Raw genomic sequence first — 25,152 nt, 5'->3', positions numbered from 1 at the left:
CCGCCCCATCGCCGAGATGACCGGCTGGGAAATGTCCCCCCATACGGTGAATGGCGAGCAGACCTTTCGGGTCGGCGCCAGTTTCGCGGTGCAGCCGGGCGAACATTATTACGGTCTCGGCCAGAACCAGGAAGGCGTGCTCGACCTGAAGGGCCGCACCATCGACTGCCGCCACAATTACGACGCGCCCGCCGGTGAAACCGTCTGCGTCCCCTTCATGGTCACCAACAAGGGCTATGGCATCGTCTGGGACAACCCGTCCGCGCTGAAGGTGATGCCCGGCCTCCACAACGCCACCCAGTGGCAGTCGGAGGTGGGCGAGCGCATCTCCTTCTTCGTCATCACCGGCGACACCACCGATCAGCTCTATGCCGGATATGCCAGGCTGACCGGCGCCACCCCGCTGCCGCCTAAGGCCGCATTCGGCCTGATCCAGTCCAAGGCACGCTATGAAAGCCAGGCCGAGCTGATGGCCGTCGCCGACGGCTATCGCCAGCGCAACCTGCCGCTCGACGTCATGGTGCTGGACTGGTTCCACTGGACCCGCATGGGCCAGCTCGACATCGACCGCACCTATTTCCCCGATCCCAAGGGCATGAACGATCGCCTGAACGCGATGGGCATGCGCTCGATCCTCAGCGTCTGGCCACGTTTCGAGCGGGAGTCGCGCTACTACAACACGCTGGCGGCCAAGGGCTGGTTCCTCCACGACAAGGACGGCAGCGTGGTCGACGGCCTGCCGTTCCGTTCCGACCGCGCCGGCGCGCTGCTCGACACCACCAATCCGGAAACCGGCCAGTGGTTCTGGGAACGCATCCGCGACAACCTCGCCTCGCAGGGCTTCGACTGGTTCTGGCTGGACGAGACCGAGCCGGATCTGGTGCCGGACGGCCATTTCTATTCGATCGGCTCGGGCGATCGCTATCACAACATCTATCCGCTCACCCACACCACGCCGGTCGCAGAAGGATCGGCGAAGGACCGACCGAACCTGCGCAACCTGATCCTTGCGCGCGCCGCCTATCTGGGCGTGCAGCGCAACGGCGCGCTGTTCTGGTCGTCGGACATCAAGTCGACCTGGGAAGCGCTGAAGCGCCAGGTGCCTGCCGGTCTTGGCTTCACCGCGACCGGCATGGCCTATTGGGGCAGCGACATCGGCGGCTGGCAGTGGCCGAACGGCCCCAAGGCCGAACGCCCGCTGCTGATCGATCCCGCCGGCGCGACCGCAATGGCGCCCGACTATGCCGACTATCCCGAGCTGATGGTCCGCTGGTTCGGCTACAGCGTCTTCACGCCCACCCTGCGCATCCACGGCCAGCGTCCCGCCGCCTCGATCTGGGACTATGGCAAGGCGGCCGAGCCCGTTCTCGCCAATTTCCTGCGGCTGCGCTATTCGCTGATGCCCTATCTCTACGCGATGGGCCACCAGACCTATCAGACGGGCGCCCCGTTCATGCGCGCACTGTTCATGGACTTCCCCGAGGATCCCAAGGTCGCGACGATCGGCGACCAGTATATGTTCGGCCCCGCCTTCCTCGTCGCCCCCGTCACCGATCAGGGCGTGACGAAGCGGCCGGTCTATCTGCCCGCCGGCGCCGACTGGTATGATTACTGGACCAACCGCCGCTACACCGGCGGCCAGACGATCGAGGTCGCCGCGCCCATCGATCAGGTGCCCCTGTTCGTCCGTGCCGGATCGATCGTGCCGATGGGCGTGCAGGTGCCCAGCACCGCGACCAAGCAGCCGCTGGAGGCGATCCGCGTCTATCCGGGCCGCGACGCCAGCTTCACGCTGTACGACGATGACGGCACCACCAACGCCTACAAGAAGGCTGGTGGCGGCCGCTCGGCCACGCTGCGCTGGGACGACGCCGCGGGCCGCCTCACCGCCTCGGGCAAGCTGCCCACCGACCAGAACCCGGCAACGCTGGTCCAGGTGATCCGCCCGGCATCGTAGGCGTTCACCAACCCCGTTCGTGCTGAGCGAAGTCGAAGCACAGCCACCAGCGCGTGGTCTTCGACTTCGCTCAGACCGAACGGACTTTGGAGCAGGTTTGAAAGATGGGGATCAGCCCCCTCCCTCCCCGTTCGTGTCGAGTAGAGATCGAGTAGCTCCGCAGGAGCGTATCGAGGGCTCGTATCGAGACAGTGCCACCCGCGACGCCCTATCTCTCGATAAGAACGGATATTCCGGTCAAGGCTGCTATCCCCACACCAGCAATCACCGCCCGCCCGCGGCCATTTCCCCCATCGTCACATAATCCAGCTTCCCCGTGCCCAGCACGGGCAGCGCCGCCACCACGCGGATATCGCGCGGGATCGCCAGTTCGGTCACGCCATTGGCGCGGCCCCATGCCTGGAATGCCGCCGCCGCCGCATCGTGCTGCGTGGTGAACAGCACCAGTTGCTCGCCCTTGCGCGCATCCGGCCGCGTCACCACCGCATGATCGCCCTGCGGCCAGACCTTGGCGGCATACCCCTCCACCGCCGGCAGCGAGACCATCTCGCCGCCGATCTTGGCGAAGCGCTTGGCCCGCCCGCGGATCGTGACGAAGCCGGCGCGATCGATCGTCACGATGTCGCCGCTGTCATGCCAGCCATCCTCGGGCGGTTGCAGCACGCCGGGCGCATCCGCCTTCAGATAGCCGGCCATGATGTTGGGCCCGCGGATCGACAGCCGCCCGCCGTCCGCGATCCCCGGCACCGCATCCAGCCGCGCCTCCATGCCCGGCAGCAACCGGCCGACGCTGCCCGCCTGGAAATGCATCGGCGTATTCACCGCGATCACCGGCGACGCCTCGGTCGCGCCATAGCCTTCCATGATCCGCAGGCCGAACTTGTGCGCATAGGTCGCACGCGTCTCGTCGCGCACCCGCTCCGCCCCGGCAAAGATGTAGCGCAACGAATAGAAATCATAGCCATGCGCCATCCGGGCATAGCCCGACAGGAACGTGTCGGTCCCGAACAGGATCGTCGCATTCGCGTCATAGGCCAGCGCCGGCACGATCCGGTAATGCAGCGGGCTGGGATACAGCAACGTCTTCACCCCCGACAGGATCGGCAGCAGCGTGCCGCCAGTCAGCCCGAAGCTGTGGAACACCGGCAGCGCGTTCAGCACCACATCCGCCGAGTTGAAATCGATCCGCGCCGATAGCTGCAGGCAGTTGGACAGCAGGTTACGGTGGGTCAGCACCACGCCCTTGGGCAGCCCTTCGGAACCGCTGGTGAACAGGATCACCGCCGGCGCCTCCGGCAATACCCCATGCCGCCGGTGCAGCCGCCCCGCAAAGCGTGTCGCGATCAGCGCGCGCAGCTTGGCCAGCGCACCGATGCCGGCACCGATATCTTCCAGATAATGGACGCGCAGCCCCGCCGCCTCCAGTCCGACGACCACCTCGCCGAGCTTCGCCTGCGTGACGAAGGCGCGCGCGGTGATGACGCTGCGTATCTCCGCCGCGGTGCACGCCGCCTTCAGGTTCGTCAGCCCGGCCGTGTAGTTCAGCATCGCCGGCACCCGGCCGATGCCCTGCAAGGCGAAGAACGTCACCACCACCGCATTCACATTGGGCAACAGCACGCCCACCGCCTCGCTCGGCGTGGTGAACGGCGCGAACGCGCGGCCGAGCGCAATGCTGCCGGTCAGCAACCGGCCGTACCGCATCGGCTCGCGCTTCACGTCCTCCACCGCCGCGGCACGCGCGCCGTGGATATCCTTGGCGTCGATCAGCGCCTGGTACAGTGTCCGGTCCGTGTTCGACGTGGCAAAGATCATCTCGCTCATCACGTCGTACAGCTTGGCGCCCGCCGCCGCGCGGCGCTGCCGGGCGGTGTCACCCTCCACCACGAATCGACGCGGCGGCAGGATGGTCAGGTCGATCTTCGGGAACATCCGCAGCCGCACCTTGCCGCGCAACCGTGAGAACGGGGTATATTGCGCCCCGTCGATGCGCACCGGCACGATTGGCGCATCCGCCTTGTCGGCGATCATGCCGGGGCCGTCGAACACCTTCATCAGCGCGCCGGTCACCGTGATCCGCCCTTCGGGAAAGATCACCAGCGTCCGCTCCTCACGCACGGCTTTCACCATCGCCTTGGCCGCCATCGGGTTCGTCGGGTCGACCGGAAAGGCGTCGAACATGCCCAGGAACGGCCGCACCCACCACGCCCGCGCGATCCGAGTCGCCACCGCAAAGGTCGGCCTGCCCGGCAGGAACGCCGCCAGCAGCAACCCATCGAGGAACGACACATGGTTGACGACCAGGATCGCCCGCTCGCCAGGCTTTGGCATATGCTCCGCCCCGTGCACCTCGACCCGGTACACCAGCACCAGCAGCGCGCGGATCAGCGCCTTGAACACCGTCTCGGGCAGCAGCCAGCATGAGATCAGCGCGATGGCGAGCGTGGCGAAGCCCATCGCCCCGATCACCCCCGGCACGCTGGTCCCGTTTGCCAGCAAGGCGGTGACCACCGCCACCATCGCCACGGTGACGAACGCGTTGACGATGTTGTTCGCCGCGATGATCCGCGAGCGTTCGGCGGCTGCGCTGTGCACCTGCAGGATGGCGTAGAGCGGCACGATGAACATGCCCCCGGCAAAGGCGATGCCGGTCAGCGCGATTAGGATATGCCAGCTACCACCGGTGGCAAGGAAAGCGGCGACATCGGCGTGGGTAGCGACCGGCACGAACCCGCGCGTCGCGATCCACAGGTCGATCAGGAACACCGCCATGCCCAGCGCCGCCCCCGGCACGTAGCGCGCCGACACCTCGCCCCCCAGCAGCCGGTTGACCATCAGCGATCCCGCCGCAACCGATACGGAGAAGACCAGCAGGAACAGCGTCACCACGCCCGGCCCGGCGTGCAGCGTTCCGCTGACCAGCGGTGCGAACTCGGACAACAGGATCGCGCCCACCGAAAAGAACCAGCTGATCCCCAGGATCGCCAGCCACACGCCCCGGCCCGCCCTGGCGACGGTCAGGATCTTCCATGTTCCCTTCACGATGTTGCGCTCGATGCGCAGGTCCGGCGCGGCGGCGGGCGCGGAGGGTACTGGCAGGCTCGCCACGAAGCCCAGCACCGCCACGCCCGTCGCCACCAGCCCCGCTTCCCAGGCCGGGATCACCCCGCCCAGCAACTGCCCGGCCAGGATCGCCAGAAACGTACCCGCCTCGATCAGGCCGGTGCCGCCCATCACCTCATGCTGGCGCAGATGCTGAGGCAGGATCGAATATTTGACCGGCCCGAACAGCGTCGAATGCACGCCCATCAGGAACAGGCAGGCGAGCAGTACCGGGATCGACTGGAGCCAGAACCCACCCAGTGCCAGCATCATGATGCCGATTTCCGCCGCCTTGACCGCGCGGATCAGCACCGCCTTGTCGTATTTGTCGGCAAGCTGCCCGGCCAGTGCGGACAACAGGAAATAGGGCAGGATGAACAGGCCGGTGGCGATCGTCGCCAGCAGCTCCGCCTTTTGCGGTGCTGCCGCGTACAGCCCGAAATTGGCCAGGAACAGCAGCGCGAACTTCAGCACATTGTCGTTGAAGGCGCCCAGGAACTGGACGACGAACAGCGGCGCGAAACGGCGTTTGCCAAGCAGCGACAGGTCAGGTGCGGACATGGATGACGACTCCTCCGGGACGCTTGGACCTACCACAAATTGAACACCGCTCAATAGCTAAATTGCACGGTGCTCAATATCATGGTAGTGCAGCCAGATGGGCAGACGATCGGACCACAGCCGCGACGAACTGGAAGCGTTGATCCTGGACGCCGGGGCCGCGCTGGTGGCGGAGGTCGGCCTCGCCGGCTTCTCGGCGCGTGAGGTGGCTCGGCGCATCGGCTATTCGATCGGTACGATCCACAATGTCTTTGGTACTTCGGACCGGCTGATCGCCGCGATCAACTCGCGCAGCTTTGCGCTATGGGCGGCATATCTGCGCGAACGGCTCGACGCCGGGGGTGACGGCGATCGCATCGCCACGCTGGTGAACGGCTATTTCGGCTTCGCGCGTGCGCACCCCAATTTGTGGACCGCGATCTACGATCACCGCCTGCCTGCCGAGGCGTCACTTTCCGAACAGGATCAACAGGCTCGGGGCGTGCTGACCGAGATCGTCATTGCCGAGGTCGCGCACGCCCTCCACACCTCCCCCGACGCCCCTGTCGCCGCCCTTGCCCGCTCCCTCATCGCCACCGTCCACGGCCACTGCGCCTTCGCCATCACCGGCGCCTGGGCCCTCATGGGCGAAGCCGCCCCGGAGATCGCCGCCCTCGCCCGGGTCCGTGAAGCCCTCGCCGGACATGCCCGCCGCTAGCACCTACTCCCGCGGATCGATCGACCACTCCCACATCGCCGCATCACCCCCGGGCGCCACCACCCGCAAATATCGCGCCGTCGTCGCATGCGGCACCTCGATCGGGGAGCCCTGCCGCTCGGCCACGGGTGCGACCACGCGCCAGCGCCGCCCATCCTGCGATGCCTCGATCCCGAAGCGATAGGACTTGTTCGCATATTCCGGCCGTATCCGGCTGCCCTTTACAGCCTGCGCCCGCCCCAGATCCGCGACCAGCATCGCCGGCTGTCCCGCGACCGGCTGCCACAACGTGGCATAGTTATCATCCGCGGCGTTTTCGGGCGATGCGCTGCCCGACGCCCGCCAACGCAGCCCCGCCGAGCGTTTCGGCGCAAACCCCGCCACCGCGCTGCCATGCGAAGGCACCACCTTGGCGATCACGCCATCCGCCCCGAGCGTCAGCGGATCGACCGCCACCTGCCGCAACACCGTGTCGCCCCCCTTGGGAAACGGCAAAGACTGCCGGTGATACAGGATGTACGACCGCCCCTCGGACCGGAACACGCTGTGATGGCCAGGGCTGATCACATCCCGCGCGCGGTCGGTCTCCAGGATCGGGCTCGTCGCGCCCTCGCGAAACGGGCCGAGCGGTGACGTACCGATCGCGTAGCGGACCTTGTACGTGTCCTTGGTCGTGTTGCCGTCGCTATAGGTCAGCAGGTAATGGCGCCCCGCCTTCACCATGAACGGCGCTTCGAAATAATTGGCCGGCGTCACATCGCGCGGCGGCCCGTCAAACGTCACCATGTCCGGCTTCAGCCGGACGACGAAGCAATGGCCGTTCGTCCAGTTCAGGCCCGATCCCCAATACAGGTAGGCACGTCCGTCATCGTCGACGAATGCCTCCGCATCGATCATGTGATATTCCGGCGCGAAATCCCTCGCGATCAGCGGCCGTCCGCCCTTGGCGTCGCGCCACGGTCCGGCGGGCGCGTCGGCGGTGCCGACCCAAACCTCGCTGCCGACCGAGACATACATGTACCACCGCCCATTCGGCGCCTTCACCACCGAGGGCGCCCAGACCTTGGCATCGCCCGACGTCGGGCCGGTTGCCGCCGCCTTGGTCGGCCAGTTCGGCGTGGTGAATGTCCAGTCGCGGCCATTGTCGGAAGACCACAGCCCCAGCCGATCGTCACCCCAAGGGTCGATGGTGGCAAAGATATACCAACGTCCCTTGTCCCGGACGATCGACGGGTCGGCAAAATAGCCGGGAAGCAGCGGATTGCCCGCGCCCGCTATGTTCCAGCGCGACACCGGCACATCCGCCGCCCCGGCCAGTGCGCCACCGGTCAGCAGCAGGGCAGCCGGCATTGCGAAACGCGAAAAAAAAGGCCGGCCCATCATTCCACCCCCGTTGCCTGCGCCGGACGAGCCTTTGCGGGCGTCGTTCCTTCTCCGACAAATGGAGTGAGGCGGAAGCTGACCCGCGTCGGCTCGGCGCGCGTGCGATATTCCGGCAGTGGCAGGCCGAAGTCGCTCCACTGTGTATCGCCACCCACGCCCCATTGAGTGGAATCGACCAGCAGCGTGACCTGCCCGTGCGGGACGATATCGGTCGATTTCCAGCTGCCCGGCTCCTTGCGATCCAGATCGGCATAGGGAAAGGCGAGCGCGTTCATCATCAACGGCCGATCACCTTCGACGCGCACGCCCCGTCCTGCGCCGGACAATTCCATCCAGCGGACATCCACCTTGTTCCCCGTCTCCTGCGGCCGGATATAGTCGTGGTTCTGCGCGGCGATCGCCCCGCGCCACAGGCCGATCGGGGCCGAGGTCTTACGGTCGACATAGCTTTCATGCGGGCCGCGCCCATACCATTCCACCGTGGTGACATCGGTCGGCAACGCAAATGCCAATCCGACCCGGAACGGCGGCGGCAGGTCGTCCTTCACCGGGGTCAGCGCACCATCGACCGCCACCGATCCATCGCCGGCCATCATGTAGCGCGTCTCGAACGTCGCAGCGCCATCGCCCAGATCGAACGTCACGATCACCGCATCGCCGGCGACCCGGACCGAGCGGACGCGCCGCATCTCGCTCATCGCCTTCCACGGAGCCATTTCGCCCGCACTGCCAACGCCCAGATCATTGTCGGTCACCGCGCGCCAGAAATGTGGTGCGCCCCCGGTGGTCAATTCCTGTCCATCCTTGGTGTAGCGACGGATCAGCCCGGTCGATCGGTCGATCTCCAGCGACGCCCCCGCCGCCCGCATCGTCACCGCATTCGCGGACTGCGTCACGGCCACATTGCCCGCAGCCGTCGGCGCAACAGCGGCGGGCGGCGTGCTTAGAGCGAATTGCTCGAACCCGATTTCCGTGCCGCCAGGCACCAGGGGGACCGCGCCGTCGCGGGCTCGTACCCGGATCGTGACGAAATATTCCGCACCGGCCTTGCGCGCGACCCCGGCCAGCGGCAGCGTGATCGTCTCTGCCCTCCGCGCCGCCGTCGACAAGGGGGGCAGCTTGCCCGAGGCGACGGCAACGCCGTTCTCCAGCACCTCCCATTCCATCGCAAAGCCAAACAGATCGCGGAAATCATGGCGGTTGCGCACTGTCACCCGGCCGCTTGCGGGATCGAAGCCATCGAACTGAACCGGCGAATAGACCTTGCGAAGTTCGTACAAATGCGGGTTCGGCGTCCGATCGGATTGCAGCAGGCCGTCACCGAATTCGATGTCGCCACCCGGATTGGGGCCGTATTCTCCACCATCACCCCAATAGCGGCGCCCATCCTTGGTGTAGCGGTACATCGACTGGTCCACCCAGTCCCAGACGAAGCCGCCCTGCAACTTCTCGGGATGGGCATAGATCGTGTCCCAATACTCCTTGATGTTGCCGCCGGAGTTGCCCATGACGTGCAGATATTCGCACTGGATCATCGGCTGCTTGTAATTCCAGTTGCGCGCATAATCGTCCATCTTGACTGCCGGATCGTACATCGGCGCATAGATGTCGGCGTACCAGTTGGGCCGGTGGTCGCTGATCCCGCCCCATGTTCCCCATCCCAGATAGCTGATCAGCCGCCCCGGATCGCGCGTCTTGGCAGCAGCTGCGGCGGCTTCGAAATTCGGCCCGATGCCCGCCTCGTTGCCGAGCGACCAGAAGATGACGGAAGGGTGGTTCTTGTCGCGCTCCACCATGTTGGTGACGCGGCTGACATGCGCCTCGCGCCATGCCGGGTCGAAGCCGAGTTGATATTTGGCGCGTTGCCGCGGCACGCGGTTCGCATAATCCATATAGGCGTGGCTCTCGATATTGGCCTCGTCCATGACGTACAGGCCGTATCGATCGGCCAGCTCGTAGAGATAGGGATCGTTGGGATAGTGTGAGGTGCGGATCGCGTTGATGTTGTTACGCTTCATCAGGCGCACATCGCGTTCCATCGACTCCCGGCTGATGACGTGGAACGTCTCGGGGTCATGCTCGTGCCGGTTCACCCCGCGAATGGTAATCGGCCGTCCGTTGATGCTGACCAGCCCGTCCTTGATCGCGACGGTGCGAAAACCGATGCGTCGCGCCGTCGACTGGACCACCGTGCCGCGACTATCCAGCAATTCGGTCACCAGCGTGTAAAGCTCTGGCGTCTCCGCGGTCCAGGGGCGCACCTGCGGCACCCGGCCGGACAGCGTCACCCGCCGTGCCTGGCCCTTGGGCACCACCTGGTTCGCGGTCAGCACCTGCCGATCACCGTCGAGCAGCACGATCCGCGCCGTCGCCGCCTCCGCGCCCGTCACCGCGACGTCGACCGACAACCGCCCGTCGCGATTGGCATCGTCCAGCCCGGCGTGCACGAAGGTGTCCGCGATCCGCGTGCGCGGCACCGCCATCAGGTAGACCGACCGCTCGATTCCCGACACGCGCCAGAAATCCTGATCCTCCAGATAGCTGCCATCGGACCAGCGATAGACCTGTATCGCCACGGTGTTCCGCCCCGGCTTCAGGAAGCGGGTCACGTCGAACGCGCTGGGCAGCTTGGAGTCCTCGGAGTATCCGACCTTCTGTCCGTTGACCCAGACATAGTACGCCGAACCGGCGGCGCCGATCTGCAACACCACGTCCTGCCCCGCCCAGTCGGCGGGCAAGGTGATGTCGCGTCGATACGACCCCACCGGATTGGTCTCGTGCGGGATCAGCGGGCGGTTCGCAGGAAAGGGATAGGCGATGTTGTTGTACCGCGCCTGGTCATAGCCCTGCGCCTGCCAGTCGGCGGGCACCTTGATGCTCTTCCACGCCGACACGTCGTAGTCGGGTTTCTCGAATCCGTCGGGCAACCGGTCCGCGCCGGGTGAGAAGGCGAACTTCCACTCGCCGTCCAGGGACAAATACCGCCGCGAATCCGCCTCGACGCCGGCCAGTGCCTGCCGGCGTGTCTCGAAGGGAAAGCCGGTCGCACTGGCGGGCAGTTTGTTGCGCGCGAAGACGGCCGGGTTTTCCCAGTCGGGGCGGGACGGGTCGACCTGCACCGGCTGCACTTGCGGGCCATCCTGCGCCTGCGCGACGCTCGCCATCGCAAGCACCGACGCGGCACCTGCCGCCAGCCTGAAGATCCGCATTGCCCCTCCCCCTTATCGAACAGCCGCTATCTAGACGACTTGCCTGACAAAATACATCCTACAAGTTCGCCTAACCGACCGATAGAGCCAAGATGTTGAAATTAGCCGGTCACTTGGCCGAATACACGCGACGATCAGCGCTTGGCTGACGAAGCCTCCCCACTTTCATCAGCTCTGCACCGCCGGGTCGCGCGCCGGGCTGGACGCAGTCATCATACGCATCTCGTACAGCACGGCATCTTCCTGCAATGCGGTGACCACCACCTCGGCCTGCGGCTTGGCGCCGTTGCCGGGCACGGGATAATCGATCGCGGCGAAATGCCCTTCCCGGCCTTCGACCTTCTGGCCGGCGCCAAGCGGCTGCCCATCCACACTGATGCCCATTTTCCGGTCGGCATCCCCCCGCGCGACCAGTACCCGCAGCACCGCCGCGCCGGGACGCCGCGCCAGCACCATGCGCATCGACTCGCCCGGGCGCAGACGCCGTGCGGAACGCCCGTTCCAGTTCACCACCTCGCTATGCTCCGACCGGAACTGGTGGTCGCGTTCGGGCTGCATCTCGCCCAGATGGATGATGTCCGACGTGCGCCGGGCAAGCGTGCGCGCCTCCTCCTGCGCCTGCACATATCCTGCCTTGGCACCCGCCCATCCGGCGGGGGTGAAGGTCGGAAAATACACCGCCGCGCGCCGGTCATATTGCGAGAAGAACGGTCTGAAGGTCAGCGCCTCGTCCAGCGCCCCCACGGCCCGGAACTGTCCTGCACCCCCCGCCGGCGCCAGGACACCCGTCGCGGCCGATGCGGTGACCAGCGCCGGCCCCACGCCCTCGAACTGCGCATCCGCCGGCCCCATGTCCGCCGCCAGCACCAGCGGCCCGTAGGTAAACGCCACCATCGACGCATCCCCCGGCGTCGGGTGCGACGCCACCGCCATCGGCAACGTCACCTTCACCACGTCCCCGGCCCGCCAACGCCGCTCCAGCACGGCATAGCCATCCCGCAGCACCGGCCGGGCCGCCACGTCGTTCACCGTCAGCACCGGCGCCTTCGCCCAACCCGGCAACCGTATGGCGAGCGCCTGCGCCGCACGTGGCGCCCGCTTCACGGTCAGCGTGGCACGGCCCTCCAGCGGCATCGCCGTATCCATTGACACCGCCAGCCCCCGCTCCGGCCAGTCCAGTTCGGACGGGATGAACAGGTTCACGTACAGCGTCCTGGCGTCGCTCCACCAGATCGAGTCCACGTGCTTGGCATGGCTTTCCATTCCCGATCCGACGCAGCACCAGAAGCTGTCTTCGGGACTGGAGAATACCCGGCGCGCGCCCGCGGCGAGCGGCATGAAATACACGAACTGACCGGTATCCGGCCGCTGATGCGCCATGATGTGGTTGAGCTGCACCTGCTCGTAGAAATCGAACCAGCGCGCATCGGGCTGCCAGCTATACAGATGCCGGGTCAGCTTCATCATGTTGTAGCTGTTGCACGCCTCGCATGTCGCCTCGGTGATGCGACCGGCCAGTTGATCGGGTTGGCCGAAATGCTCGCGCTCGGAATTGCCGCCGATGATGTAGCTGTGATGCTGCGTCACCCGCTCGTGGAAGAAGCGCGGGGCGACCATATGCGCCGGGTTGCCCGTCACCTCATGCAGCCGTGCCAGGCCGATCACCTTCGGTATCTGCGTATTGGCATGCAGGCCCGCCAGCCTGTCCTGCCGCGCGGCGAGGGGATCGAGTACCGCCTTGTGCCGGATCTTCTCGGCCATGCGCAGCCAGCGCGGATCGCCGGTCAGGGCATAGGTTTCCGCATAAGTCTCGTTCAGCCCGCCATGCTCGGCGTGCAGCACCCGCTGCATCTGCGCGTCGTCGAGCGGCTCCAGCACGCCGGCCAGATAGCCGGCCAATCCCAGCATGATCGGCATCGCCCGCGGATTGCGCGCCAGCACATGTGCGTCGATCAGCCCGGCATGGACCTTGTGCCACGTATAGAGCGGCACCCATCCGCCGTTCAGGTCGAACCCCCCGGTGCGGATATCGCCGCGCCGTACCTCCTCGAACACGACCTTGCCGTCGACCGTCTTGCCGTCGCGCTCCACCGTGGTGCCGCCGCAATAGCCGTCGCCGTGCGCGGCCTGGATGCGCGCCATTTCGGCCAGCGCATGATCCAGCCGCGCCGCCACCTCACGATCGCCCGTATTCCCCACCACCAGCGCGCACGCGGTCAACCAATGGCCCAGCGAGTGACCGGCAATGCCCATCGCCTCCCAGCCGCCATAGACCGGCTTGGGTGCCGGCAGGCCGGCCGATTGGTAGAAATTGTGCAGCAGCCGCTCGGGATCGAGGGCCAGCAGATAGCGGCGGTTCGCCTCGAACGCGTCGGCAAAGGGCGACGGCTTCAACCGCACATAACGCGCCGGCACCGGCTCGACCCGGCGGCTGCGCATGACGGGCAACTCCGCCCATGCCGCCGGCGCCAACGCCACGACGCTTGCGCTGGCCAACAGGGAACGACGGGAAAGCAACATCGCCAAAACCTCTCCATGGCCCGGTGCCCGTATCGTGCGTCCGACTTGCATGGACGGGCACCGGCCTTGAAGGAAAGCGTAAGGAAATGTCAGAGTATTGCAAGGCGGAGTTGGCGATCCCCGCCGCAAAGAAGGGGTTCGCCTAACCGACGTTCACGCCAAAGTTACGCGCCATCGGCGCAAGACCCCCCTTATATCCTTGACCTACCGCGCGAAACTTCCACTCGCCATTGTGGCGATAAACTTCACCGAAAATCATCGCCGTTTCCGTCGATGCATCCTCCGACAGGTCGTAACGCGCGATCTCGCGCCCGGTGACATCGTTGACGACTCGGATGAACGCGTTGGAGACCATGCCAAAGCTCTGCCGGCGCTGCTCGCCTTCATGGATCGTCACCGATACCGCGATCTTCTGCACGTCGGATGGAACGGTCGCCAGGTCGACCTTCAACGCCTCATCGTCGCCGTCGCCCTCGCCGGTGCGATTGTCACCAGTATGCTCGACCGAGCCGTCCGCGGAACGCAGATTATTGTAGAAAATGAAATCGGCATCGCCGCGCACCCGGTCGCCCGTCCCCAGAAGAAAGGCGCTGGCATCCAGATCGAAGTCGGTCCCATCGGTGGTACGCGTGTCCCAGCCCAGTCCGATCAGAATGCGCGAAAGGCCGGGTTCCTCCTTCGACAAGCTGACATTGCCACCCTTGGACAGGCTTACGGACATCGGTGTTTCTCCATCATCGGCAGGTCATGGGAAGATCGCCCCCATCATCGAACGCGTGGCACACGCATTCCGGTTCCCAAGCGCGGGCGATGCTTCCCATGCCGTCGTTTATGCGCGCAGCGCCTTTACCGCATGATCCGCGGCCCGCGCAGTCAGGGCCATGAAGGTCAGCGACGGGTTGACGCAGGCGATCGATGCCATCTGCGCGCCGTCCGTGACGTACAGGTTGCTGGCATCATGCGCCTGGCTCCATCCGTTCAGCACGGACTTGCGCGGGTCGCGTCCCATGCGCGCGCCGCCCATTTCATGGATCGCGTCACCCGGCACATGCTCGCTTTCCCAGCTATGCACGTTGGTCAGGCCGGCCTCACGCAGCATCGCCTCGCCCTGCGTCCGGGCGTCCGCCATCATCTTCAACTCATTGTCGCGGAAGCGCACGTCGAAGCGCATCAGCGGCACGCCGAAGCGGTCCACCTTGTTCGCATGCAGCGACACGCGGTTGTCCGCATAGGGCAGGCATTCGCCAAACGCGCCCATGCCGAACTTCCACGGGCCATAACGGCGCATGCCATGCTTCATCGACGCGCCGAAGCCGACCGGCTCTGACACTTCACGCCGCGCGCTGCCCTGATACCCATAGCCGCGGCGGAACCCGACCCCCTCGTCGCCACCGATGTTGCGGAACCGCGGCACATAGACGCCGCCCGGCCGGCGGCCATATTCGATGAACTCCTCCATTCCCGGGATGTCGCCGCCGACGCCGACGCGGAAGATGTGGTCCATCACATAGGCGCCCAGCGTGCCATTGCTGTCGAAATGGCTGCGTCCGGTGCGGGCATCGCGCGAGTTCATCAGGATCTGGGTCGATGCGATCGCCGATGCGCACAGGAATACCAGGTCGGCCGACACGACCTCCGCCTGCCCGGTATTGGCATCGACATAGCGGACGCCGGTCACCCGCTTGCGCGCCTTGTCATATTCCAGATTGGTCACCACGGCATCGGACTTCAGCGTCAGCTTGCCCGTCGCCCGCGCGGCCGGCAGCGTCACCGCCTGTGTCGAGAAATAGGCGCCGAACGAGCAGCCATTGCTGCACTGGTTGCGATACTGGCACTTGGTGCGGTTCTGATCGGGCTTGTCCTCCGTCATGTTGGACAGGCGCGTGTTGATCAGCTTGCGGCCCGGAAACTTCGACTCCAGCCGCCCCTTCAGCCACGTCTCGGCGACGTTCATCGGCATCGGCGGCTGGAATTCGCTGTCGGGCAGATAGGGCAGGTTCTCGCGCGATCCCGACACGCCGATATATTTCTCGACATAGGAATACCAGGGCGCGACATCGTCATACCCGATCGGCCATTCGCCATCGATGCCGTCGCGCTTGTTCGCGTCGAAATCCTCCGGTGCCCAGCGGAAGCTCCACCGACCCCAGATCAGCGACTTGCCGCCGACCGCCGCCGGGCGGATCCAGTAAAAGGGGCTGCCCTCGCCATACGCATAGGGGTTGGCCTTGTCGTCATTGTAGAAGGCCTGGTTGCTCGGCGCGACATAGCCGTGCTTGGCGATGAAATAGTTACTTTCGATCAGCGGCTTGGGCATGATGTTGCGCGCCGGCACCTCATAGGCCGGCTTGCCGTCATAGGTGTAGCCCTCGCCATGCTCCACCATCCGGCCACGGTCGAGCATCAGGACGCGAAGGCCCTTTTCGGTCAATTCCTTGGCGGCAAACCCGCCGCTCACGCCCGAACCGATGACGACTGCGTCGAACCTGTTGGTCGATGCCATGATTGTCCTCTCCAGAAAACAAAGGTCAGACGCGCAGTGCGCGCAGCGTCTGGAAACTCTTGGTGATGTCGGGGATGTAGGGTGCGGGCGCCTCGTCGTTTTCGACGTAGAAATGCCGCACCCCGGCGCTGCCCTTCAGCCGGAACAGCGCCGCGAAATCGGTCACGCCCGCGCCCACCGCGGTCATGCTGCGGTCCGGGCGCATGTCCTTGACGTGATAGGCGTACAGGCGATCCGCCAGCCGCTCGATCCACGCCGCGACGTCTTCGCCCGCATGCGCCACCCAGTAGAGGTCCAGCTCCACCTTCACCAGCGCCGGGTCGGTCTCGCGGAGCAACCGCTCGTACAGGCTGACCCCGCCCGGCTTGACCGTGAATTCGAAGTCGTGATTGTGATAGGCGAAGTTCAGCCCTGCCGCCCTCAGATCATTGGCGAACCGGTTGATGTTGGGCAGCGCCGCCTGCCATCCCGCCTCGGTGCGATGCTCGTCGGTCATATAGGGCAAGATCACCGTGCCCGCGCCCAGCGTCTTGGCCATCGCCACCGACTTCGCGAAATTGCCGAGCAGTGCGTCATAACCGATATGCACCGACGGCGCGGTCAGCTTTAGCCGGTCCATGGTCCGGCGCAGCATGGCATGATCCATGCTGTCATAACCGCCACCGCCGAACTCGACCTCGCGGTAACCGATGCCAGCCACCGTCTCCAGCGTCTTGACCGGGTCCTTCTGGAACAGCTCGCGTACCGTGTAGAGTTGCAGCCCGATCGGCCCCAGCTTTGCGGCAAAGGCCGGTGCACCGACGAGGCCGATGGCGGCCAGCGACCCTGCGCCGGCCAGCAGATGACGACGATTGATGGTCATGAGCTATAGACCTTGTTGACCTGGGAATAGGGAAAGGCGCCGTTATATTCGCCCGGCACCGGCAGGTATTCGCGCTCCTGCGTCATGCCGATCTCCGACGTATAGTATCCGGTGATGACAAGCTGCCGGAACGCCTCGAAGAAGGTCTTGCCGCCCGGCATCTGGTCGTTCATCGCCAGCGTCAGCAGCGCATCCTGTTGCGCCGGCGTCGCCTTGGCGGCGGACGTGCGATAGTCGCGCTGGCTGCGCGCCTCGATCGCATCCAGCCCGGCGACGATCGGCGTCCGGTCGCCCGGCTCGGCCCAGTCCGCCAGCATCTTCTCGATGAATGCCGGCACGCCCGCGGCGATGGCGCCCGGCGTGTCCGTCGTCGGCAGCACGCGCTCGCTCAGCGCGGTCATCAGCGCGCGCTGCGGCGCGGTGAAGACAGCCACGCTCGGCGGCCCCTGGTTGATCGGCGGCACCGGTTGCGCCAGCCCGGCGGCGCGCGCGATCGGTGCGAACAGGGCGCTGCCGAACATCGCGGCGACGCCCGCCAATGCGGTTCTACGGTCGATCACTGGCCCTTACCTCCCAGATCCTGTGCGATCGCCGCCTCGGTCAGCGGACGAACCCAGATGTTGCGATAGGCGACCGGCGAGTCGTGATCCTGCAACTGTATCGGCGCGGCATCGGCATGCGCCGTGTACGCAGACACCTGCCGCCATGCGGTCGTGCCCAGCATCGCCTGATGGTTCTGCACCAGCACGCCGTTCAGGAACGCGGTGACATAGGCGGGCCGCACCAGCGAACCATCCGCCGCGAAGCGCGGCCGTTCGAACACGATGTCGTAGCTTTGCCATTCGCCGGGCTTGCGCGACGCGTTCACCAGCGGCGGCTTCCAGCCATAGACGGCACCCACCGTGCCGTCGGCATAGGTCGGGTTGTTGTAGCCATCCAAGATCTGCACTTCGTAACGCTGCATGAACCAGATGCCGCTATTGCCCCGGTCCTGCGACGTCTTGGTCGGCGGATTGGGCGAGCGGAACTCCAGATGCATCTGCACGTCGCCGAAGCTCTGTTTGGAGATCAGGTTGTTCTCGCCGCCGCTTCTGGCGCGCGACGGCACGACCAGCGCGCCGTTCTCCACCGGCCACATCGCCCGCTCGCCGCGCCAGGCATCGGTCGACCGCCCGTCGAACAGCACCACCGCGTCCGACGGCGCCCCGCCCGGAGCCGCAGCCGGCGTCACCACGGCGGGCGCCGGACGGTCGGCATCATGCACCCGCCACTGCCCGCCCGGCAGCACCGGCGTATCCTTGAACCCCGGCTTCTCCTGCGCCAGCGCCGGGCCTGTGCCCAGCACCAGCATCAGGGCGGGGGCAACCTTCCGCATTCCCGTCATGCTCGCTCTCCCCCGTCGATCGCGCGATAGGCGGCGATCAGCCGCTCCTCGCCCGCGCGACCCTTTGTCGCATTGCCATGTTCCATGCCGATCACCCCGGCATAGCGTTTGTCCTTCAGCCAGCGGACGATATTGGCATAGTTGATCTCGCCCGTGCCCGGCTCGTTGCGGCCCGGATTGTCGCCGAACTGGACATAGCCGATCTCCGACCAGCACGCCGCCAGCGTCGGGATCAGGTTCCCGGACTGGATTTGCTCGTGGTAAAGATCGGCCAGGATCTTCACGCCCGGACTGTTCGCCCCGCGCGCCACCGCATAGCCTTGCGCGATCGTCTGCATATAGACGCCCGGATGGTTGGTCCGCGTGTTCAGCGGTTCCATCACCATCGCGAGCCCATGCGGCGCGACGATGTCGCCGGCTTTCCGCATCACGTCGATCACCCGCGCGGTCTGGATGTCGAGCGGCAGCTTGTTGTCCAGAAACCCCGTCACCACCGTCATCCGGTTGGCGTTCAGCCGCTTGGCGACCTCGATCGAGCTGCGGATGTCGGCCAGGAAGCCCTCGCGTTCCGCCTCGTCATTGCCGCCCAGCAGCGGCCGGGACTGCGCCCATTTGGGCATGCTGGCGACGAACACGCCCATCGTCATGCCGCGCGACGCCAGCGCCCTGGCCATCGCCTCCTGCTCGGCGACGGGGCGGCTGCGCGCCTCGTTATCCTCCCATGCGGTGAAGCCCTGGTCCGCGGCATAGGCGATCTGTTCGATCAGCCCGCCGCGACTGGCAAAGCTCCCCTCATGCGGCGCATAGCCCAGGGCGAAGCGTGCCGCGTTCGACGGGCGACGCTGCGCCCCCGCCATCCCCGCCACCAGCGACGAAGCGACCCCCGCCGCCAGAACAGTCCGACGCGACAGCGTCATGCCCCCACCTGCATCATTTGGCCCCTTCCGCCTTCAGATAAGCGATGATCGCCGCGCGCTTGGCCGGATCGGGCGTCGCGATCGGCATCTTGGTGCCGGGCACCTTCTTCATCGGCCCGGCCAGATAGGCATCCAGCGTCGCATCGTCCCAGCGCAGCTTCGACGCCTTCATCGCCGGCGAATAGTTGAAGCCCGCGACCGACGCCGCCGGCCGCCCGACCACGCCGTGCAGGTTCGGGCCGATCCCGTTGCGACCGCCCTTGTTGACCGTATGGCACGCCTTGCACGCGGCAAATGCAGCGGGCGCGGCACCCTGCGCCTGCGTCGCCTCGGATCCGAACACCAACGCCGCCGACGCGGCTCCCATCATGGCCAGGCCGATGAGCAACTTCATGCATTCTCTCCCGGACCGATATCGGTCCATTTCCGGTCGCCCCCCGCATTGGCGAGGACCGCCTCGATAAAGTCCATCGTGCGCAATCCATCCGCCACGCCCGGATGGGCGGTCTTGCCCTCGCCGCGGATCGACCCGGCAAAGGCACGGTAAAGATTGGCAAAAGCCTCGATATAGCCTTCCGGATGACCCGAAGGTGTACGGAATTGCGCCGCCACCGCCGGCTGCAATCCCGGCCCGCCGGCGCGCAACGTCTCGGCCGGCCGGTCCAGCCAGCGCAGCACCAGCGTATTGGGCTCCATCTGCGCCCATTCCAGCCCGCCATGCTCGCCGTGGATGCGCAGGCGCAGGCCATTCTCCTCGCCCGCCGCCACCTGGCTCGCCTTCAGCACGCCGCGCGCGCCGCCCGGAAAGCGCAGCAAGGCGCTGACATCGTCGTCCAGCCGTCGTCCCGCGACATGGATCGCGACATCCGCCGACACCGACGCCGCCGCCAGCCCCGACACATGCTCCGCCAGATGGAAGGCATGCGTCCCGATATCGCCCAGGCACCCGCCCATCCCGGCGCGCGCCGGATCGGTGCGCCACTTGGCCTGCTTGTTGCCGCCGGTATCGATCGGCTGGCTCAACCATCCTTGCAGATATTCCACCTGCACCAGCCGGATCGCGCCCAGATCGCCACGCGCCACCCGGACCCGCGCCTCCTCGATCAACGGATACCCGCTATAGGTGAAGGCCAGCGCGAACTGCCGTCCGCTCCTGCGCGCCGCCGCGGCGATCGCCCGCGCCTCGTCGCCGCTGATCGCCATCGGCTTTTCGCAAAAGACGTGAAAGCCCGCCTCCAGCGCCGCGATCGCCATCGGCGCATGCAGGTGGTTGGGCGTCACGATCGCCAGTGCATCGATCCGCTCCTCCTCGGGCAGCGCCGCCTCGCGTTCCAGCAACAGGTCCAGCGAGGGATAGACGCGCGCCCCGTCCAGCCCCAGCGCAGCGCCGCTCCGCGCATTGCGCGCTTCGTCGCTGCTGAACGCACCCGCCACCAACTGCCAGTCGCCGTCCAGTGCTGCCGCCATCCGGTGCACCGCGCCGATGAACGCGCCCTCGCCGCCGCCGGCCATGCCCAGCCGAAGTCGGCGCCCGCTCATGCGGCGCCGCCATCGGTCGACAGGCCCAGGATCGATCGGATCGCGGCCCGGTCCACGCCGCTCTTTGCGAAATCGTCGAACGGATGATCGGTCACGCGGATGATGTGGTCGCGGATGAACGGCGCCCCCTCACGCGCGCCGTCCTCGGCACGCTTCAACGCGCATTCCCATTCCAGCACCGCCCAGCCCGCATAGCCATATTGCGCCATCCTGCTGAAAATGCCCGAAAAGTCCACCTGTCCGTCGCCTAGCGAGCGGAACCGCCCGGCCCGGTCCACCCAGTCCTGATACCCGCCATAGACGCCCGATCGCCCGGTCGGGTTGAACTCGGCATCCTTGACGTGGAAGCAGGAGATCCGGTCGTGATACCGGTCGATGAAGTCGAGATAATCGAGCTGCTGCAGCACGAAATGCGACGGATCGAACAACAGCCGCGCCCGCGGATGCTCGTTCACCGCTGCCAGGAAGCGTTCCCACGATGCGCCGTCATGCACATCCTCGCCGGCATGCACCTCGAACGCGCAATCGACGCCCGCGTCCTCGAACACGTCGAGGATCGGCACCCAGCGCCGCGCCAGTTCGGCGAACGCCTCCTCCACCAGCCCTGCGGGCCGCTGCGGCCAGGGATAGACATAGGGCCAGGCCAGCGCACCGGGGAAGGTCGCATGCGCGCTCAGCCCCAGATTGGCGCTCGCCCGCGCCGCCATCTTCACCTGCTCCACCGCCCAGGCCTGTCGCTCGGCGGGCTTGCCATGCACCTCCGGCGGCGCGAACCCGTCGAACAGCGTGTCATAGGCGGGGTGGACGGCGACCAGCTGGCCTTGCAGATGCGTCGACAACTCCGTCACCGCGATACCGTGCCGGTCCAGCTTGGCCCGCAGATCGTCGCAATAATCCCGGCTTTCGGCCGCGGTCTTCAGGTCGATCAGTTGCGCGTTGCACGGGATCTGCACGCCGACATAGCCGAGGCCCGCCGCCCACTGCGCCATATTCTCCAGCGTGTCGAACGGCGCGTCCTGCCCCATGAACTGCGCAAGGAAGATTCCCGGCCCCTTCATATCCTTCATCGTGCGGCCTCCATCTTGCCAAGTGCCTTTTGGTCGTCGCGGAAGGTCAGCTGGAACAGGATCGCGATCGCCGCCGCCGCGATGGCCGGATACCACCACATCTGGTGCCAGTCGGCGATGCTCGGGGTCGCCGGTAGTTGCGCATACAGCAATCCGCCGATCTGCGACCCCAGCAGCATGCCGAGCCCATAGGTGAACAGCGTCAGCATGCCCTGCGCCTGCGCGTTCACGCCCTTGGGGGTCGCGATCGTGCCCGTGTAGATCGCCCCTGCGACAAAGAAGAAATCATAACATACGCCGTGCAGCGCGACGCCGACATAGATCGCCCAGAGCGAGTCCCCGCCGTCCCCGATCGCGAACAATGCGTAGCGCAGCGCCCAGGCGGCCATGCCGACCAGCAGCAGCGGCTTCACGCCGAACCGGCGATACAGCCACGGCATGGAAAACATGAACAGCAGTTCGGACATCTGCCCGATCGCCAGCGTGCCCCCGACATTCTCGATCCCCGCCGCCCCCACATAGGCCGAGGCATAGGCGTAATACATCGCCAGCGGGATCGAGATCAGCGTGGCGCAGGTCACGAAAATCAGGAACGAGCGCTGCTTCATCAGGCTGAACGCCTCGACGCACAGCACCTGCCGGACGACGCCCTCGTCGCGCGGCGTGTCGGACGCAACATTGGGCAGGGTGAAGCTGTAAAGGCCCAGCGCCACCGACACGACGGCGGCGACCCGGAAGATTTCCGGGCTCGCCGACAGTCCGGCCCAGCCGATGATCAGCCCGGCCGTGATCCAGCCCAGCGTGCCGAACGCGCGCACGAACGGGAAATTGTCCGTCCGCTCGCCAAAGCTCTTCAGCGCGATCGTGTTCGCCAGCCCGACGGTCGGCATATAGAGGATCATGTAGCCCAGCAGCAGCCAGACAAAGGTCGTGCCGCTCTCCGGCGTGACCAATCCGGGCAGCACGAACAGGATGGCGCCGCCGACCAGATGCAGGATCACCATCAGCATGCGCGGCGCGACATAGCGGGCCGCGGCCATGCCCAGCAGGAACGATCCCACGATCGATGCGATCGGCCCCACCGAAAACGCATTGGCGATCAGGTGGCCGACGCCCACCGTCTGCATCGCCAGGCCCAGCGTCACGTTCCACGCGCCCCAGACGAAGAATTGCATGAACATCAGCGCGCTCAGGCGCCCCGTCAACCATCCGTCCGCGGGGTTCGCGGTGACGTCTATCGACCCTTCGGCAACGGCCATGCCCCAACCTCTCCTCACGCAGTTTTCCTGCTTGCTAATCATGAGGCTAAGCAGATCATGAACCCATGTAAAGGTTTACATTCGCTCGAAGTGCGGAACCCTTTCGGAAAAGTCGAAGATCACCCCGCTCGGGCAGGCGCGGCGGTTCCCAGGCCGCGACACCGTCACAGGCGCCTTTGCAAACAGCGTCTTAACGGTCGACATTGCCACCGGAATGGGCCCATGGAACGCGTCATGCCGACGATCATCGAAGTCGCAGCCATGGCGCGCGTGTCCACCGCCACCGTCTCGCGCGTGCTCAGCCAGCCGGACCGCGTGGCCGAGCCGACACGGGACCGCGTGCTCGCCGTCGTGCGTGAGCTGGGCTATGCGCCCAATGTCGCGGCCCGCACGTTGCGCACCCTGCGCGCGGCCAAGATCCTGCTGACCGTGCCCGATATCTCGAACCCCTTCTTCGCCAGCGTCATTCGCGGCGCGGAGGAGGCGGCCCGCGATGCCGGTTATGCCGTGGTCCTCGGCGACACGCGGCACGATCCGGAGGTGGAGGATCAATATGCCGCGATGCTGTCGCGGCGCGAGGTGGACGGCATGATCTTTCTCGGCCACCGCCTGCCCGAAAGCCTGCGCGTCGTCGTCTCGCGCGATGGCGCACCGATCGTCAACGGTTGCGAATACAGCCCCGAACTCGGCGTCTCGGGCGTGTATATCGACAATGAAGCCGCCGCCACCGACATGATGGAGCATCTGATCGCGCTCGGTCACCGTGACATCGGCCTTGTCACCGGCCCGCCGATCAGTCCGCTCACCCATCACCGCCAGTCCGCCGCCCTGCTGACCGCCGCGCGTCACGGCATTGCGGATCGCGTGCACGTCCATGTCGGCGACTATTCCGCGCAATCCGGCTTCGAACAAACGCAGGCGCTGTTGGCGCGCGGCGTCAGCGCGATCTTCTGCTTCAGCGACGAGATGGCGTTCGGCGCGATCAGCGCGGTTGCCGCCGCCGGCCTGTCCTGCCCCGATGATGTGTCCGTCGCCGGGTTCGACGATCTGCCGCTCGCCCGCTTCTATCAGCCCGCGCTGACCACCATCGCCCAGCCAAAGGCGCAGATCGGCCGCAAGGCGGTTGAATTGCTCATGGAAACGCTGCGCCGGGACGAAACGGGGATACAGCAGGTCACCCTGCCGCACGAACTCCTGGTCCGCGGCAGCACCGCCGCTTACCGCGGATAGGGGCAGTAACGCTCCAGAAACGTCTGATGCGCCGGCAGCGTCGCCACCTGCCGCGCCACCTGCGCGCGCATGTCGTCCAGCACTTGCCGCAACCGCGCCTCCCCCATGATCGCTCCCATCCGGTGATGGTGCCGCGGCACCACCCCCTGCCCGATCATCACCTGCACCCAGGAATCGACGCGAAACAGCTCCTCGCCCTCCTGATACGCCATCGCATTGTCGCGAAACAGCGCGATCCGCTCGCGCAGCGTGTCCGGTATCGCCATCGTCCTGGCGCGCCGCCAAAAGGCGGTGTCGTCCCGTTCGGTCAGCACGTAATGCAGCACGATGAAGTCGCGGATGCGCTCCAGGTCGGCCGCCGCCTGATCGTTGAAGCGCTTGGCCAGCGCGGTGCAGTCGCCATCGAACGGAAACATCTGCAACAGGCGGGTGACCGCAATCATCACCAGATGGATGGCGGTGGATTCCAGCGGCTCGACGAACCCGCCGGCCAGTCCGATGGCGATGCAATTGCCCCGCCAAGCCTCCGTCCGCCGCCCCGCCTTGAAGCGGATGGTACGCGGCTCGATCAGGACCTCGCCCTCTACCGCGGACAATAGCCGCGCCCGCGCCTCGTCATCCGACAGATACGCCCGGTCATACACCAGGCCGTTCCCTACCCGGTGCTGCAACGGGATCTGCCACCGCCACCCCTCCCCATGCGCGATCGCGCGCGTATAGGGCACCGCCGGCCCCACCGCCCGCGTCTGCGTCACCACCGCCGAGTCCGTGGGCAGCCACTCGCTCCAGTCGACGAACGCCGCGCCCATCGCCTGCCCGATCAGCAGCGCGCGGAACCCGGTGCAATCGATAAACAGATCGCCCTCGATCCGCTCGCCCGATCGCAGCACGAGGGCCTGGATGTCGTCTTCCCGCTCGACCCGCTCGATCAGTCCCTCGACCCGTCGGACGCCCGCCCCCTC

Annotated in this window: 18 protein-coding genes; 3 read left to right on the top strand and 15 right to left on the bottom strand. The window is 66.3% G+C overall.

What is annotated here, in order from left to right; all coding sequences use genetic code 11:
* On the top strand, positions 1 to 1,957 hold a 1,957-nt coding region (locus OXR08_RS16380; RefSeq protein WP_267351490.1), incomplete at its 5' end, for a TIM-barrel domain-containing protein.
* A 264-nt stretch (positions 1,958 to 2,221) separates the two neighbouring features.
* On the opposite strand, the gene OXR08_RS16375 is transcribed toward OXR08_RS16380, so the two are convergent.
* On the bottom strand, positions 2,222 to 5,620 hold the full coding sequence (locus OXR08_RS16375) for an acyl-[ACP]--phospholipid O-acyltransferase (RefSeq protein ID WP_267351488.1): 3,399 nt from the start codon (positions 5,618 to 5,620) through the stop codon (positions 2,222 to 2,224).
* 97 nt (positions 5,621 to 5,717) lie between these two features.
* Here OXR08_RS16375 and OXR08_RS16370 point away from each other — a divergent pair, with 97 nt between their 5' ends.
* Positions 5,718 to 6,317: a TetR/AcrR family transcriptional regulator gene (locus OXR08_RS16370; protein ID WP_267351486.1), complete on the top strand. Its 600-nt coding sequence runs from the start codon at positions 5,718 to 5,720 to the stop codon at positions 6,315 to 6,317.
* Between the two features lie 3 nt (positions 6,318 to 6,320).
* On the opposite strand, the gene OXR08_RS16365 is transcribed toward OXR08_RS16370, so the two are convergent.
* From OXR08_RS16365 to OXR08_RS16305, 13 genes are all read right to left on the bottom strand, one after another.
* Positions 6,321 to 7,667: a family 43 glycosylhydrolase gene (locus OXR08_RS16365; protein WP_267351484.1), complete on the bottom strand. Its 1,347-nt coding sequence runs from the start codon at positions 7,665 to 7,667 to the stop codon at positions 6,321 to 6,323.
* A gap of 29 nt (positions 7,668 to 7,696) precedes the next feature.
* Complete coding sequence (locus OXR08_RS16360; protein WP_267351482.1) at positions 7,697 to 10,909, bottom strand: glycoside hydrolase family 2 TIM barrel-domain containing protein; 3,213 nt, start codon at positions 10,907 to 10,909, stop codon at positions 7,697 to 7,699.
* 168 nt (positions 10,910 to 11,077) lie between these two features.
* Positions 11,078 to 13,429: a glycoside hydrolase family 127 protein gene (locus OXR08_RS16355; RefSeq protein ID WP_267351480.1), complete on the bottom strand. Its 2,352-nt coding sequence runs from the start codon at positions 13,427 to 13,429 to the stop codon at positions 11,078 to 11,080.
* Between the two features lie 142 nt (positions 13,430 to 13,571).
* Positions 13,572 to 14,150 (bottom strand): TerD family protein, encoded by a 579-nt coding sequence (locus OXR08_RS16350; protein ID WP_267351478.1) that lies wholly within the window; start codon positions 14,148 to 14,150, stop codon positions 13,572 to 13,574.
* Between the two features lie 108 nt (positions 14,151 to 14,258).
* Complete coding sequence (locus OXR08_RS16345) at positions 14,259 to 15,932, bottom strand: GMC family oxidoreductase (RefSeq protein ID WP_112383270.1); 1,674 nt, start codon at positions 15,930 to 15,932, stop codon at positions 14,259 to 14,261.
* 25 nt (positions 15,933 to 15,957) lie between these two features.
* Entirely contained in the window at positions 15,958 to 16,794 is an 837-nt protein-coding gene (locus OXR08_RS16340) for a sugar phosphate isomerase/epimerase (RefSeq protein ID WP_267351476.1), read from the bottom strand.
* The gene (locus tag OXR08_RS16335; protein ID WP_267351474.1) at positions 16,791 to 17,354 is read right to left on the bottom strand and encodes a gluconate 2-dehydrogenase subunit 3 family protein; all 564 of its coding nucleotides are present in this window, start codon (positions 17,352 to 17,354) and stop codon (positions 16,791 to 16,793) included. Before OXR08_RS16335 ends, OXR08_RS16340 begins: the two co-directional genes overlap by 4 nt.
* On the bottom strand, positions 17,351 to 18,178 hold the full coding sequence (locus OXR08_RS16330) for a DUF1080 domain-containing protein (RefSeq protein WP_267351472.1): 828 nt from the start codon (positions 18,176 to 18,178) through the stop codon (positions 17,351 to 17,353). Before OXR08_RS16330 ends, OXR08_RS16335 begins: the two co-directional genes overlap by 4 nt.
* Positions 18,175 to 19,095 (bottom strand): TIM barrel protein, encoded by a 921-nt coding sequence (locus OXR08_RS16325; RefSeq protein WP_267351470.1) that lies wholly within the window; start codon positions 19,093 to 19,095, stop codon positions 18,175 to 18,177. Before OXR08_RS16325 ends, OXR08_RS16330 begins: the two co-directional genes overlap by 4 nt.
* A 13-nt stretch (positions 19,096 to 19,108) precedes the next feature.
* Positions 19,109 to 19,489: a c-type cytochrome gene (locus tag OXR08_RS16320; protein WP_267351468.1), complete on the bottom strand. Its 381-nt coding sequence runs from the start codon at positions 19,487 to 19,489 to the stop codon at positions 19,109 to 19,111.
* A complete protein-coding gene (locus OXR08_RS16315) occupies positions 19,486 to 20,634 on the bottom strand; it encodes a Gfo/Idh/MocA family oxidoreductase (RefSeq protein WP_267351466.1) in 1,149 nt (382 codons plus the stop codon). The genes OXR08_RS16320 and OXR08_RS16315 overlap by 4 nt, the downstream gene beginning before the upstream one ends.
* Entirely contained in the window at positions 20,631 to 21,701 is a 1,071-nt protein-coding gene (locus OXR08_RS16310) for a sugar phosphate isomerase/epimerase (protein ID WP_267351464.1), read from the bottom strand. The genes OXR08_RS16315 and OXR08_RS16310 overlap by 4 nt, the downstream gene beginning before the upstream one ends.
* Complete coding sequence (locus OXR08_RS16305; RefSeq protein ID WP_149682901.1) at positions 21,698 to 22,960, bottom strand: MFS transporter; 1,263 nt, start codon at positions 22,958 to 22,960, stop codon at positions 21,698 to 21,700. Before OXR08_RS16305 ends, OXR08_RS16310 begins: the two co-directional genes overlap by 4 nt.
* A 234-nt stretch (positions 22,961 to 23,194) precedes the next feature.
* On the opposite strand from OXR08_RS16305, the gene OXR08_RS16300 reads away from it, so the two are divergent.
* Positions 23,195 to 24,190, top strand: a complete 996-nt coding sequence (locus OXR08_RS16300) for a LacI family DNA-binding transcriptional regulator (protein WP_112383375.1) — start codon at positions 23,195 to 23,197, stop codon at positions 24,188 to 24,190.
* Here the strand turns inward: OXR08_RS16300 and OXR08_RS16295 are convergent.
* The coding region (locus OXR08_RS16295) for a tryptophan halogenase family protein (RefSeq protein WP_267351460.1) at positions 24,178 to 25,152 on the bottom strand (975 nt) is incomplete at its 5' end. The genes OXR08_RS16300 and OXR08_RS16295 overlap by 13 nt on opposite strands.

The sequence above is a fragment of the Sphingomonas sp. GM_Shp_2 genome, assembly GCF_026540875.1.
Lineage (GTDB): Bacteria > Pseudomonadota > Alphaproteobacteria > Sphingomonadales > Sphingomonadaceae > Sphingomonas > Sphingomonas carotinifaciens.
Note: the sequence above shows the minus strand (reverse complement) of the source record. Positions and strands in the feature narration are given on the sequence as shown.

Coding starts and splice junctions, on each gene's coding strand:
- OXR08_RS16375 (WP_267351488.1), bottom strand. CDS start 5,620: ATGTCCGCACCTGACCTGTCGCTGCTTGGCAAACGCCGTTTCGCGCCG.
- OXR08_RS16370 (WP_267351486.1), top strand. CDS start 5,718: ATGGGCAGACGATCGGACCACAGCCGCGACGAACTGGAAGCGTTGATC.
- OXR08_RS16365 (WP_267351484.1), bottom strand. CDS start 7,667: ATGCCGGCTGCCCTGCTGCTGACCGGTGGCGCACTGGCCGGGGCGGCG.
- OXR08_RS16360 (WP_267351482.1), bottom strand. CDS start 10,909: ATGCGGATCTTCAGGCTGGCGGCAGGTGCCGCGTCGGTGCTTGCGATG.
- OXR08_RS16355 (WP_267351480.1), bottom strand. CDS start 13,429: ATGTTGCTTTCCCGTCGTTCCCTGTTGGCCAGCGCAAGCGTCGTGGCG.
- OXR08_RS16350 (WP_267351478.1), bottom strand. CDS start 14,150: ATGTCCGTAAGCCTGTCCAAGGGTGGCAATGTCAGCTTGTCGAAGGAG.
- OXR08_RS16345 (WP_112383270.1), bottom strand. CDS start 15,932: ATGGCATCGACCAACAGGTTCGACGCAGTCGTCATCGGTTCGGGCGTG.
- OXR08_RS16340 (WP_267351476.1), bottom strand. CDS start 16,794: ATGACCATCAATCGTCGTCATCTGCTGGCCGGCGCAGGGTCGCTGGCC.
- OXR08_RS16330 (WP_267351472.1), bottom strand. CDS start 18,178: ATGACGGGAATGCGGAAGGTTGCCCCCGCCCTGATGCTGGTGCTGGGC.
- OXR08_RS16325 (WP_267351470.1), bottom strand. CDS start 19,095: ATGACGCTGTCGCGTCGGACTGTTCTGGCGGCGGGGGTCGCTTCGTCG.
- OXR08_RS16320 (WP_267351468.1), bottom strand. CDS start 19,489: ATGAAGTTGCTCATCGGCCTGGCCATGATGGGAGCCGCGTCGGCGGCG.
- OXR08_RS16315 (WP_267351466.1), bottom strand. CDS start 20,634: ATGAGCGGGCGCCGACTTCGGCTGGGCATGGCCGGCGGCGGCGAGGGC.
- OXR08_RS16310 (WP_267351464.1), bottom strand. CDS start 21,701: ATGAAGGATATGAAGGGGCCGGGAATCTTCCTTGCGCAGTTCATGGGG.
- OXR08_RS16305 (WP_149682901.1), bottom strand. CDS start 22,960: ATGGCCGTTGCCGAAGGGTCGATAGACGTCACCGCGAACCCCGCGGAC.
- OXR08_RS16300 (WP_112383375.1), top strand. CDS start 23,195: ATGCCGACGATCATCGAAGTCGCAGCCATGGCGCGCGTGTCCACCGCC.